Raw genomic sequence first — 12,657 nt, 5'->3', positions numbered from 1 at the left:
AACTGTGGTTTGCAGGAAGCCAGTGGTACTGCTACGCTTGCCGAGGCGCATCCGACCCCGGCGTCAAGGCGTCGCGCGCATCGCGCGACGCCTTGCCCCACACCCATCACGACCTCCCGTGCAGAGAGACTTCCCATGAGCGACATTGTCAACTACGAACTTCGCGGCCCGGTTGCCGTGCTTTCGATGAACAAGGGGCCGGTCAACGGTCTTGGCGCGGCACTGCGCACGGCCATCGCCGATGCGATGGATCGGGCCAACGCAGACCCGGCCGTGCAGGCCATCGTGCTGACCGGCACACCCCGCGCGTTCTCGGCCGGTGCCGACATCACCGAATTCGGAACGCCCAACGCCTCGCGCGAGCCCAATCTGCGTGTCGTGATCGACCAGATCGAGGGCGGCGCCAAGCCGGTGGTCGCCGCAATCGCCGGGCAGTGCTTGGGCGGTGGGCTGGAACTGGCCCTGGGTTGCCACTTTCGCGTCGCGCTGCCGGACGCCCAACTGGGCCTTCCGGAGGTCAAGATTGGCCTGCTGCCCGGTGGCGGCGGCACGCAGCGCATGCCGCGCCTGATTGGCCTGGAGCAGGCCGTCAACATGGTGACGCTCGGCAACCCGGCTCCGGCCAAGAATTTCGCGGGCACGCCGCTGATCGACCGTGTGGCCGATGGTGACGTGGTGGCCGCCGCGGTGGCATTCGCCCAGGAGCTCATCGCAGCGAAGACGCCGCCGCGCCGCACCCGCGCACTGAGCGTCAGCCACCCGCAAGGCGAGTCCTTCCTGCAGTTCGCCCGCAACAGCGTGGCGCAGCAAGCCAAGGGACAGATCGCACCAATGAAGGCGCTGGAAGCCGTAGCCGCATCGTTGACCAAGTCCTTCGACGAAGGAATGCGCGTGGAGCGCGAAGGCTTCATGAGCCTGATGGCCTCGCCGGAGTCGCGCGCGCTGCGCCATATTTTCAAGGCCGAGCATGCTGCGTCGAAGATCGCCGATCTGCCGGCCGGCACGCCGCTGCGCGAGATCAGGAAGGTTGGCGTGATCGGCGCCGGCACCATGGGCGGCGGCATCACGATGAACTTCCTCAACGCCGGGATTCCCGTCGTACTGCTGGAGATGAAGCAGGAAGCGCTGGACAAGGGTCTGGCAACCATCCGCCGCAACTACGAAAACTCGATGAAGAAGGGCAAGCTCAAGCCCGAGCAGCTCGAGCAGCGCATGGCGCTGATCACCGGCACGCTGAGCTATTCGGACCTGTCCGATGTGGACCTGGTCATCGAGGCCGTGTTCGAGAACATGGACGTCAAGAAGACCGTGTTCGAAACGCTGGACAAGACATGCAAGGCCGGTGCCATCCTGGCGTCGAACACGTCGTACCTGAATCTCGACCGCATCGCTTCGTTCACCAAGCGGCCGACCGACGTGATCGGCCTGCACTTCTTCAGCCCGGCCAACGTGATGCGCCTGCTGGAAATCGTGCGCGGCGCGCAGACCGCACCCGACGTGCTGGCCACCTGCATGGCGCTGGCAAAGAAGATCAAGAAGATCGCCGTGGTCTCCGGCGTGTGCGACGGCTTTATCGGCAATCGCATGCTGGCGCGCTACGGCGCCGCCGCCGGCGCCTTGATCAACGCCGGCGCGCTACCGCAGCAGATCGATGGGGCGCTGCAAAAGTTTGGCATGGCCATGGGCCCATACCGCATGGGTGACCTGGCGGGCCTGGACATCGGCTATGCCACGCGCAAGCGCAAGGCTGCCGAGGCCGGCGTGCCGCTTCGTCCGTCGGTGGCCGACAAGCTGGCCGAGGCCGGCCGCCTGGGCCAGAAGACCGGCGCCGGCTGGTATCGCTACGAAGCCGGCAATCGTGACCCGATCCCGGACCCAGCCACCGAAACCCTGATCGCCGAATTCCGCAGCGCCCAGGGCATCACGCCGCGCGCCATCAGCGATGAAGAGGTGGTGGAGCGCTGCATCTTCGCCCTCGTCAACGAAGGCGCGCGCATTCTGGAGGAAGGCATTGCCGCACGCGCCTCCGATCTGGACGTGGTCTATCTCAACGGCTACGGCTTCCCCCGACTGCGCGGCGGCCCGATGCTGTACGCCGACATGGTGGGCCTGCCCAACGTCGTGCGGAGCCTGCGCCGCTTCGCCGCCGAACCGGGCGCCGACCCGGCCTGGCAGCCTGCGCCGCTGCTGGTGCGCCTGGCCGAGGCAGGCAAGAGCTTCGATTGATCCGGCCGATTTGGGTCGATCCGGTCAATCCGGTCGATCCGGCGCGCTAGGCAGTGTTGAGCGCCGAGGCGGAAGGCAACGCCCTTCTCGCTTCGGCGCGCGGCATTAGCTTATGAAAAAGAAATTCTTCTAACGGGGACGGCCCGGGTATACCCTCCCATTCTTTCATTGCCTGACCCCGAACATGCCGTCGATTGTGTCTGTTTCGTCTCTTCAACGCCTGCTGGCCGGTCTCGCCCTGGCTGCCGCGCTGGTGCCGGCCGCCCAGGCCCAGAATCCCCAGAGCCCGGTCCTTGATCGCATTCGCGACACTGGAACGATCACGCTTGGCTACCGCGAATCCGCGCTGCCGTTCTCGTTCGGCGACGACAAGGGACAGCCGGCCGGCTATGCCGTCGACCTCTGCCTGCGCGTGGCCGAAGCCGCCAAGGAGAAGCTCGGGCTCAAGACCATCAAGGTACGCTGGCTGCCGCTGACGCCGCAGAACCGGGTCCCGGCCGTGGTTAACGGTCTGGTCGATCTCGACTGCGCTCCGAATACCAATACGCTGGAGCGCCAGAAGCAGGTGGCGTTCAGCGTGTCGCACTATGTGTCGACCGTCCGCATGCTCGTGCGCGCCGACTCGGGTATCAAGTCGTTCGATGACTTGCGTGGCAAGACCGTGGTGACCAGCGCCGGCTCCACCGGTGACCGCCATGTGCGCCGCCTGAAGGCCGAGTACGGCTACCGCGACGTCTACGCGAAGGACCACGGCGAATCGTTCCTGCTGCTGGAAACCGGCCGCGCGCAAGCGTTCGTGATGGATGACGTGCTGCTGGCCGGCCTGCGCGCGAAGTCCAAGGATCCGTCGCAGTATGTGATCGTCGGCCCGGCGCTGTCGGTCGAACAGAACGCGCTGATGCTGTCGAAAGCCGATCCGGAATGGAAGCGCCTGGTCGACCAGACGCTGGCCAAGACCTTCGCCAGCCCGGACGTCGCAGCCATGCAGAAGCGCTGGTTCCAGCAGCCGATCGGTACGCGCGGTACCAACCTGGCGCTGGCCCCGTCGACGGAAGTCCTGCAGGCGTGGAAGCACCCTTCCGACGTTGTGACGGAATAAGCGCTTTCCGGGGGGCTCCCCCCGGAAAACCCCTGAGTTGACGGCCCAACCGGCCTTGGACACACTGGCTTGAGCGCGTCTTTACCTCCCGGTAACCCGTGCATCGAGCGAAATAACGCGAACCGCCGGAAAGCGGCATCACTCAGGAGAATTCCATGAACAAGCTTATCGCCACCGCTATCGCGCTGGGTCTGGCCACTGCCTCCGTGGCTGCCGTCGCGCAAGACAAGAAGCAGTTTGACCCGTACTCGCAAGGCGCGAAGGCCGGGCAGAAGTTCGATACCTATAGCGAGGGCGCCAAGTCAGGGGACAAGTTCGACCCGTATTCGCAGGGCGCGAACAAGAGCACGCGTGCCGACCTGACCGATCAGTCGACCCAGTCGACCGACACGACCAAGAAATCGAGCAAGAGCAGCAAGAAGGCGACCAAGAAGCCGACAGCCTCGAACAACTGAGCACCCCGCGCACGGGCCCGAATCGGGTCCGCGCAAGTAAAAAGCCTCGCAGATGCGAGGCTTTTTTTGTGCCATTCGGCGACCGTTCAGCGACCATTCAGCGGCGCACGGCGAAGCAGGACGAAACGACCTGCTTCGCGCCGCGCGCGCCTTACTTGCGCTTGAGCTGGGAGATATCGCGCACCGCGCCGCGATCCGCCGAAGTAGCGAGCGCAGCGTACGCCTGCAATGCCTGGGACACTACGCGCACACGATCCACCGGCTCCCACGCCTTGTCACCGCGTGCCTCCATGGCTTCGCGACGGCGCGCCAGGATTTCGTCCGACACCGCCAGGTGCATCTTGCGCTGCGGAATGTCGATCTCGATGAGATCGCCGTCCTCCACCAGGCCGATCGTGCCGCCTTCGGCGGCTTCCGGCGAGGCATGTCCGATGACCAGCCCGGACGACCCACCGGAGAACCGACCGTCGGTAAACAGCGCGCAGGTCTTGCCCAGGCCCTTCGACTTCAGGTACGACGTGGGATAGAGCATTTCCTGCATGCCCGGGCCACCCTTGGGACCTTCGTAGCGAATCACGACAACGTCACCAGCCACGACCTTGTCGCCCAGAATGGCGTCGACGGCTTCGTCCTGGCTTTCGAAGACACGGGCGCGCCCGGAGAAGACCCATTGCGATTCGTCCACGCCAGCGGTCTTGACGATGCAGCCCTTCTCCGCGAGGTTCCCGTAGAGCACGGCGAGACCGCCGTCCTTCGAATACGCGTTCTGCTTGTTCCGGATGCAGCCGGTCTTTCGGTCGGTATCCAGTGACTCGAAGGTGGCCGCCTGGCTGAACGCGACGGTCGTCGGAATGCCACCCGGTGCTGCGCGGAAGAACTTCTGCGCGTCCTCGCCCGCACCACCCACAACATCCCACTGGGAAATGGCATTGCCAAGCGTGCCGCTATGCACGTTGCCGCACGACAGATCCAGCAACTCGGCACGCGCCAGTTCGCCGAGAATGCCAAGGATGCCGCCCGCGCGATGCACGTCTTCGATGTGGTACTTGTCGGTGGCCGGTGCGGCCTTGCACAGGCACGGCACCTTGCGCGAGATGCGATCGATGTCGGACATCGTGAAATCGACACCGGCTTCCTGGGCTGCCGCCAGCAGGTGCAGCACGGTATTGGTCGAACCGCCCATGGCCACATCCAGCGCCATGGCATTCTCGAATGCCGACTTGGTGGCGATGTTGCGCGGCAGGACCGATGCGTCCTCTTCCTGGTAGTAGCGGCGGCACAGGTCCACGACCAGGCGGCCCGCCTGTTCGAACAGGCCCTTGCGCCATGCATGGGTGGCAACGATCGTGCCGTTGCCCGGCAACGCCAGACCAATCGCCTCGGTCAGGCAATTCATCGAGTTCGCCGTGAACATCCCCGAGCAGGAACCGCATGTCGGGCAGGCGCTGCGTTCCACTTCGGCCACTTCTGCGTCGCTGACCTTCGGGTCCGCGGCCTTGATCATGGCGTCGATCAGGTCGATCTTGGCGATCACCTGGCCGTCCGTTGGGGACTTGACCTTGCCGGCCTCCATCGGGCCGCCGGAGACGAACACCACGGGAATGTTCAGCCGCATCGCGGCCATCAGCATGCCCGGGGTGATCTTGTCGCAATTGGAAATACAGACCATGGCGTCGGCGCAATGCGCGTTGACCATGTATTCCACCGAGTCGGCGATCAGCTCGCGCGAGGGCAGCGAATAGAGCATGCCGCCGTGGCCCATGGCGATCCCATCGTCCACCGCGATCGTGTTGAATTCCTTGGCCACGCCGCCGGCCGCTTCGATCTCCTTCGCAACCAGCGCGCCGAGGTCGCGCAAATGGACATGGCCCGGCACGAACTGGGTAAACGAGTTCACCACGGCGATGATGGGCTTGCCGAAATCGCCATCCTTCATCCCGGTGGCGCGCCACAAGGCGCGAGCACCCGCCATGTTCCGGCCGTGCGTCGAAGTTCGTGATCGGTACTCAGGCATCTCTTTCCTCGGATCTTGCAGTTGTGGGGTTGTAATTGGACACAGGCCAGCCAGGGCGCCGGTATGCGGCGGCCGGGCAAGCCATGGCCGCCAGCCGCACATTTGCGCATGGCGGAAAGGCGAAATAATGCGGGAGCACCGGTGAGACGTCCAATATATTTTTTCGCCACAACAAGGTCGAAAAAAATATCAATGGACGAGCGTCCAGTCAGGCCGGACTTGGGTGGCAGGCAGATAAGACGTCGCCACCATCAAGGATGGCGAGCATTGCCAGTGCAATCAGTCAGTGGTCACGGAAGCGCCCGCGACCGTTTCAATGACCGTTTCAATGACCGTGTCGATGTCAATGGGAGTCCTCATCCCCGGTCAGCTCCAGCGCCGTGACATTGACCTTCTGCACCTTGTTGTTCTGGCGGATCTCCGTGCGTAGCACGAACGCCTCGGTCGGGCAGTACCAGTCAGTCACGTGCAGGACGCTCGGTTCGAGTTGCAGCAGTTCGTCGCCAATCATCAACGGCCCGAGCGACGTACGCTTCTCATAGGTAATCGGCATGCATTCCTTGCGGCCGAGCACCGTGTCGATCATCTGTTTGCGGCCCACGTGGCGCGAGCCAACGATGATCGAGGCGTGCTGCGCCTGCATGGTGCCGACCATGTCATCGGACCCGAGCGGGTAGATCTTGAGGTCGACGGCGGACTGGAAGGTCTCGCCTTCCAGCGTCGTGTTCTCGCGAATCGTCATGCCGGCGTAGTTGAATACCCCGCTGCCTGTAAACGATGCCCCGCCGAACATCCGGGCGTATCGGGCCTGGGCATTGATCGTGGCGTTCCGGCTGTCGATCCGGGTACGGGTGGAGTTTCGGTCGATATTGATCTCGTGGACCTGATCCATCACCACCGGCGGCCCCATGAGGGCGGAAAGCGCCGACTTCGACCTGACTTCGAGCTGGGCACTACAGCCCCGCGCGGTGCGCATGACGTCACGCAGCGTCATTGTGATGGACATCGGCATGGTGCCATCGCCTTCCATCTGAACGCGGGCGCCGGACCGGAACCAGGGCGCGTCGCAGAGCTGGGGACCGACGGGCGCCGCCTCGGCGGCGGATGCGCCATCGGTCACGGGTGCGGCCACCGGCTCGGCCGAATCCGCCAGTGCATTACCAAGCACTCCTAACAGCAAGATCGATAGCAAGGCCGATTTCATCGAGGTCACCCGGGTTCGAGCGTCGGCATCCTCCCGCACAACCGGCCGACGAGTCATGAGTATTGCGCGAAATGCCCTTGAAAGAAATGGCCGGACTCATGTCTGATACATGGCCGATCCGGCCGAAACCACGACCCCGGTGTGCTGTCGTGCTACCATTGCGCGCCCGTGCCCCTCGCGGCCGGGCCCAGGCGATGCCGGGCGCTCGGGAGCCCGATCGGTATTGCCGGTTCCTGGGGCTTATTCAAAGCCTGTTGTCCACCAAGTCGGGTCTTGTCGCGTTGTGGGGAGTTCGCCACATGCCGGCCGTCGTATCGCGTCCGGCTTCCGGCCATTTCAGGAGATTTATGCGTAGTTCCTCGCCCTCGCGTCACGACGGGCTGCCCCCGGGCATGATCGCCTCAGTGGTGCTGGTCGTCATCGCGGTATTGCTGGTCTGGTTCGGCACGCTCGATGCCCGCCACCTGCTACGCCCGGACGAAGGCCGATACGCAGAAATCTCGCGCGAAATGTTCGCCACGGGCGACTGGGTGACGATTCGCTATAACGCCCTCAAGTACTTCGAGAAGCCCCCCTTCCATATGTGGGTGACGACGATCGGCTACGAGCTGTTCGGCGTCGGAGACTGGCAAGCCAGGCTCGCCGTGGCGCTGTCCGGCCTTGTTGGTCTCGTGGTCACCATGATGGCCGTAATCCGCTGGTATGGCGCGCGTGCCGGGCTGCTGGCCGGGCTGGCGTTGCTGGCCATGCCGATGTGGAGCGTCACCGGCCATTTCAATTCGCTGGACATGACCCTCTCGGGCGCGCTGGCGTGTGTACTGGCCTTCATGCTGCTGGCCCAGCACCCCGATGCGTCCCCGGCTGCCCGTCGTGGCTGGATGCTGGCCTGCTGGGCGGCCATGGGCGTGGCGATCCTGACCAAGGGGCTGGTGGGCATCGCCCTGCCCGGCCTGGTGCTGGTGGTCTACACCCTCGTGACACGCAACCTTGCCCTGTGGGGCCGCCTGCACCTGGTGAGCGGCATCGTCGCCATGCTCGTGGTCACTGTGCCCTGGTTCTGGCTGATTTCCTCGCGCAACCCCGAGTTTCCGCATTTCTTCTTTATCCATGAGCACTGGGACCGCTATACCTCGACCGTGCATTCGCGCAAGGGATCGATCTGGTATTTCGTACCGCTGCTGCTGGCCGGGACGCTGCCCTGGCTGGGCCTGACCCCGCGCATGTGGACCGCGGTGCGCGAACGCGCTGGCGCGGTGCGCGGCGTGGGCGCCAAGCCGTTCCAGCCCGCCCTGCTGGCATTCATCTGGTTCGCGGCGATCTTCGTGTTCTTCAGCCTGTCCGGCTCGAAGCTGCCCGGCTATATCGTGCCGGTGTTCCCGGCGCTGGCCATCCTGGTCGCCGTGGCGCTGGAACAGATCAACGAACGGTCGTGGCTGCGGCAGATCAATGCGGTCACGGTGCTGTCGGTGGCCGGCATCATCGCTTCGCCGTTCGTCGCCACGCTCGGCAACGAGACCAACCCCAATGCCGTGTTCCGCGTCTTCGCCATCTACGTTGGCGTGGCGTTCGCCGTACTTCTGGTCGGAATGGTGCTGGCGCGCCGCCTGCTGCGCGCCTATGGCCTGCTGCCAAGCATCACCGCGTTCTCGCTCGCCTTCTTCCTGACCTGCACCATTGCCCTCATGGGCCATGAAGTGATGGGTCGCCGGGCATCGGGCGTCGACATGGTGCCGGCCATCAAGGCCGTGCTCAAGGACGACATGCCGCTCTACGGGGTGGGTGTTCTGGATCACACGCTGCCGTTCTACCTGGGCCACACGCTGGTCATGGTGGCGGCCCCGGATGAACTCGAATTCGGCACCCAGCAGGAGCCGGACAAGTGGATTCCCACCATGGACGGCTTCATCGCCAAGTGGCGTGACGGCCAGCCGGCCCTCGGCATCATGTCTCCGGACACCTACGATAGTCTGGCGGCCAGCCACCTGCCGATGTATGTGGTGGCCCGCGACGTGCGCCGAGTGGTAGTCAGCAATTTCCCGCCGCCGGCCGCGCCGGCACCGTCGCCCAAGGACTCCAGAACCGCGCCATGACGCTATCGACCTTCGCCTTCATCTTTACCGGCGTGCTGCTCAACGCCTGCGCGCAGCTTCTGCTCAAGGCCGGTGTCAACGCCGTGGGCGCGATCACGATCGATCGCGCCACGCTGTTCACCACGGCTTTCCGCGTGCTGACCCAATGGCCAGTCATCGGCGGCCTGACCCTGTACGTGGTAAGCGTGGCGGTCTGGATCGTCGGCCTGTCCCGCGTGGACGTGTCGATTGCCTACCCGATGCTCTCGCTCGGCTACGTGGTCAACGCCCTGGCGGCGTGGTGGCTGTTTGGTGAGATGATTGGCCCCTTGCGCGTCGCCGGCATCCTGCTGATACTGGCTGGCGTTTTCCTGATTGCCCGCTCCTGACGATCATGACTGCTTCCGCTCCGCAGGATTTCCTGCCGTTCGTCCGCCCAAATATTGACGATGCCACCATTGCCGAAGTCGGCAAGGTGCTTGCATCCGGCTGGATCACGTCCGGACCCAAGGTGCAGGCGTTCGAGGCCACGCTGTCCGATCTGTTCGGCGGCCGCCCCGTGCGAACGTTCTCCAACGGCTCGGCAACGATGGAAATCGCGCTGCGCATCGCCGACATCGGCCCCGGCGACGAAGTCATCACCACGCCGATCACCTGGGTCGCCACGGCGAACGTGGTCCTGACGGTCGGCGCCCGACCGGTCTTCGTCGATATCGATCCGCGCACGCGCAATATCGACCTGGATGCCGTAGAGGCCGCCATCACGCCGCGTACGCGAGCCATCATTCCGGTCTACCTGTCCGGTCTGCCGGTCGACATGGACCGCCTCTACGCCATCGCGAAGCGCCATAACCTGCGTGTGATCGAAGATGCCGCGCAGGCCATCGACTCGCGCTGGCGCGGCCAGCGCATCGGCGCATTTGGCGATCTGGTCAGTTTCAGCTTCCAGGCCAACAAGAACATCACCACGATCGAGGGCGGCTGCCTCGTCATGAACTCGCCGGAGGAAGCGCAGCGCGCGGAGCGCCTGCGGCTGCAAGGCGTGATCCGCACCGGCATGGACGGCATGGACGTCGAGGAGCCGGGCGGCAAGTTCAACCTGACCGACGTCAACGCTGCCATTGGGCTGGCCCAGCTCCAGCATCTGGACGCGATCACCGCACGCCGCGCCGAACTGGCCGAGACCTATTTCCGCTGCGCCGCCAACGCCGGACTGGCCGATCTCGGTATCGAACTGCCGCTGCCGCGCGACCCGGACGTGGCTACCACCAACTGGCACATGTTCCAGGTGGTGCTGCCGACCGACCGCCTGCGTGGCGGCGCCGCTGAAGCGCGCAAGCACGTCATGGAGTCGATGCGCGAGTCAGGCATCGGCACTGGCGTGCATTACCCACCGGTTCACCTGTTTACTTACTTCCGCTCCCTGGGCTGGCGCGAAGGCATGCTGCCGCATGCCGAGCGCATTGGCCGAGGCATCGTCACGCTGCCGATGTTCCCCGCCATGCAGACAGCCGACGTGGAGCGGGTTTGCGCAACTCTAAGCGAAACATGCAAACGCCTCTCTCTCTAAGCTCCGTCGAGGTCTCGGTCGTCATCCCCGTCTACAACGAGGAGGGTGGCCTGCAGGCGCTGTTCGACCGCGTCTATCCGGCGCTGGACAGCCTGGGCGAATCCTACGAGATCATCTTCGTCAATGACGGCAGCGCCGACCGCTCGCCGCAGATGCTGGCGGCGCAGTTCCACAAGCGCCCGGACGTGACCCGGGTCATCTTGTTCAACGGCAATTTCGGTCAGCACATGGCCATCCTGGCCGGCTTCGAGCACACGCGCGGACGCATCGTGATCACGCTCGACGCCGACCTGCAGAACCCGCCCGAGGAAATCCCCCGGCTGGTGGCCGAGATGCGCAAGGGCCATGACTACGTCGGCACGATTCGCCGCCAGCGCAACGACTCCGCGTTCCGCCGCTACGCGTCGCGCGCGATGAACCGCCTGCGCGAGAAGATTACGAAGATCAAGATGACGGACCAGGGCTGCATGTTGCGCGCCTACGATCGCAACGTCATTGACACGATCAACGCGTGCCGCGAAGTCAACACGTTCATTCCCGCGCTGGCCTACACCTTCTCGTCGAACCCGGTGGAAATCGAAGTCGGCCACGAGCAGCGCCACGCTGGCGAATCCAAGTATTCGCTCTACCAACTGATCCGCCTGAACTTCGACCTGGTCACCGGCTTCTCGATCGTGCCGCTGCAATGGTTCTCGGCGATCGGCACGGTGCTGTCGATCTCCTCGGCCGGCCTCTTCGTGATCCTGCTGATTCGCCGCTTCCTGCTCGGCTCTGAAGTCCAGGGTGTGTTCACGCTGTTCGCACTCAACTTCTTCCTGGTCGGCATCATGCTGTTCGGCATCGGCCTGCTGGGTGAGTACGTCGGCCGGATCTATCAGGAAGTGCGCGACCGCCCGCGCTACCGCATCCAGGCGGTGCTCGAGCGTGACCCCCGTGACCCGAAGACCGACAACACAGCGGAGGCCTCGTGCGCGCAGTAGTCTTTGCCTACCATAACGTCGGCGACCGCTGCCTGCGCGTGCTGCACGCGCGCGGTGTGGACGTGGCGCTGGTCATCACGCACCGCGACCGACCCGACGAGAACATCTGGTTCCGCCGCGTGGCCGACACGGCCGCCGAACTGAACCTGTCGTTCATCTATGGCGAGGACCCGACCGATCCGGCATTGGCCGAAGCCGTTCGCGCCGCGAAGCCCGATGTCATCTTCTCGTTCTACTACCGGTCGATGATCCCGGCTGACCTGCTGGCCGTGGCGCCGCAGGGCGCCTTCAACATGCATGGTTCGCTGCTGCCGAAGTATCGCGGTCGCGTGCCGGTGAACTGGGCCGTGCTGCGCGGCGAGGAAGAAACCGGCGCCACGCTGCACGCGATGGAAGCCAAGCCCGACGCCGGCTATATCGTCGACCAGACGTCAGTGCCAATCCTGCCGGACGACACGGCCGGCGAGGTCTTCGAGAAGGTCACCGTCGCCGCCGAGCAAACGCTGTGGCGCGCGCTGCCCGCCATGATGGCCGGGCAGACGCCCAAGCGGCCCAATGTGCTCTCCGAGGGCAGCTATTTCTCGGGACGCAAACCCGAGGACGGCCGTATCGATTTCAGCCAACCGGCAGCAGCGGTCTACAATTTGATCCGCGCGGTCGCGCCGCCCTACCCGGGCGCGTTCACCGACATTGGCGGCCGCCGCTTCATCGTCGCGCAGGCACGCCGCATCGAGCCGTCGAGCGTGCCTGCGGGCCTGAAGCCTGGCCTGCATGTCGTGGATGGACGTATCGTGGCGGTCGGCGGAGACGGCGGAGCCATCCGCGTGACGCAGTTGCTCGAAGGTCCGAACGCCGACAACGCGAGCCCGGTATCTGTACAAGTATTCCAAAACATCATTACTGCGAAGTCCTAAGAGGAAAACCGATGAAAAAGGTCCTGATTCTTGGCGTCAATGGCTTCATCGGCCACCATCTGACGCACCGCATCCTGGAAACGACGCCATGGGAGGGCTACGGCATGGATATGTCGTCGGACCGCC

At 64.6% G+C, this 12,657-nt stretch carries 10 protein-coding genes and 1 pseudogene; 9 read left to right on the top strand and 2 right to left on the bottom strand.

What is annotated here, in order from left to right; genetic code table 11:
* The first annotated feature begins 135 nt into the window (after window positions 1-135).
* The 3 genes from B2246_RS12250 to B2246_RS12240 all read left to right on the top strand — a co-directional run bounded on the left by B2246_RS12250 (window position 136) and on the right by B2246_RS12240 (window position 3,780).
* Window positions 136-2,226, top strand: a complete 2,091-nt coding sequence (locus tag B2246_RS12250) for a 3-hydroxyacyl-CoA dehydrogenase NAD-binding domain-containing protein (protein WP_286881467.1) — start codon at window positions 136-138, stop codon at window positions 2,224-2,226.
* Window positions 2,227-2,410: 184 nt separating this feature from the next.
* Window positions 2,411-3,325: an amino acid ABC transporter substrate-binding protein gene (locus B2246_RS12245; protein WP_008648535.1), complete on the top strand. Its 915-nt coding sequence runs from the start codon at window positions 2,411-2,413 to the stop codon at window positions 3,323-3,325.
* Window positions 3,326-3,480: 155 nt separating this feature from the next.
* On the top strand, window positions 3,481-3,780 hold the full coding sequence (locus tag B2246_RS12240; RefSeq protein ID WP_008648536.1) for a hypothetical protein: 300 nt from the start codon (window positions 3,481-3,483) through the stop codon (window positions 3,778-3,780).
* 151 nt (window positions 3,781-3,931) lie between these two features.
* On the opposite strand, the gene ilvD is transcribed toward B2246_RS12240, so the two are convergent.
* Together ilvD and B2246_RS12230 are read right to left on the bottom strand one after the other, a co-directional pair.
* Window positions 3,932-5,794: a dihydroxy-acid dehydratase gene (gene ilvD, locus B2246_RS12235; protein WP_024570759.1), complete on the bottom strand. Its 1,863-nt coding sequence runs from the start codon at window positions 5,792-5,794 to the stop codon at window positions 3,932-3,934.
* 343 nt (window positions 5,795-6,137) lie between these two features.
* Window positions 6,138-6,998 carry a hypothetical protein gene (locus B2246_RS12230; RefSeq protein WP_035883533.1) on the bottom strand — a complete coding sequence of 287 codons (861 nt, stop codon included), beginning with the start codon at window positions 6,996-6,998 and terminating at the stop codon, window positions 6,138-6,140.
* A 347-nt stretch (window positions 6,999-7,345) separates the two neighbouring features.
* On the opposite strand from B2246_RS12230, the gene B2246_RS12225 reads away from it, so the two are divergent.
* The 6 genes and pseudogenes from B2246_RS12225 to B2246_RS12200 form a co-directional block, all read left to right on the top strand.
* The gene (locus B2246_RS12225; RefSeq protein ID WP_040011140.1) at window positions 7,346-9,088 is read left to right on the top strand and encodes an ArnT family glycosyltransferase; all 1,743 of its coding nucleotides are present in this window, start codon (window positions 7,346-7,348) and stop codon (window positions 9,086-9,088) included.
* Window positions 9,085-9,456, top strand: a complete 372-nt coding sequence (locus B2246_RS12220; protein WP_008648542.1) for a DMT family transporter — start codon at window positions 9,085-9,087, stop codon at window positions 9,454-9,456. The genes B2246_RS12225 and B2246_RS12220 overlap by 4 nt, the downstream gene beginning before the upstream one ends.
* A 5-nt stretch (window positions 9,457-9,461) precedes the next feature.
* Window positions 9,462-10,637 (top strand): DegT/DnrJ/EryC1/StrS family aminotransferase, encoded by a 1,176-nt coding sequence (locus tag B2246_RS12215; RefSeq protein WP_008648543.1) that lies wholly within the window; start codon window positions 9,462-9,464, stop codon window positions 10,635-10,637.
* Complete coding sequence (locus B2246_RS12210; RefSeq protein ID WP_008648544.1) at window positions 10,616-11,617, top strand: glycosyltransferase; 1,002 nt, start codon at window positions 10,616-10,618, stop codon at window positions 11,615-11,617. The genes B2246_RS12215 and B2246_RS12210 overlap by 22 nt, the downstream gene beginning before the upstream one ends.
* Entirely contained in the window at window positions 11,605-12,531 is a 927-nt protein-coding gene (locus B2246_RS12205; protein WP_186426605.1) for a formyltransferase, read from the top strand. The genes B2246_RS12210 and B2246_RS12205 overlap by 13 nt, the downstream gene beginning before the upstream one ends.
* A gap of 11 nt (window positions 12,532-12,542) precedes the next feature.
* Window positions 12,543-12,657, top strand: a pseudogene (locus B2246_RS12200) (bifunctional UDP-4-keto-pentose/UDP-xylose synthase); the annotation flags it as partial.

This window comes from Cupriavidus sp. UBA2010 (genome assembly GCF_002335265.1).
Taxonomy (GTDB): domain Bacteria; phylum Pseudomonadota; class Gammaproteobacteria; order Burkholderiales; family Burkholderiaceae; genus Cupriavidus; species Cupriavidus metallidurans.
This window is presented reverse-complemented; position numbering and strand designations above follow the sequence as displayed.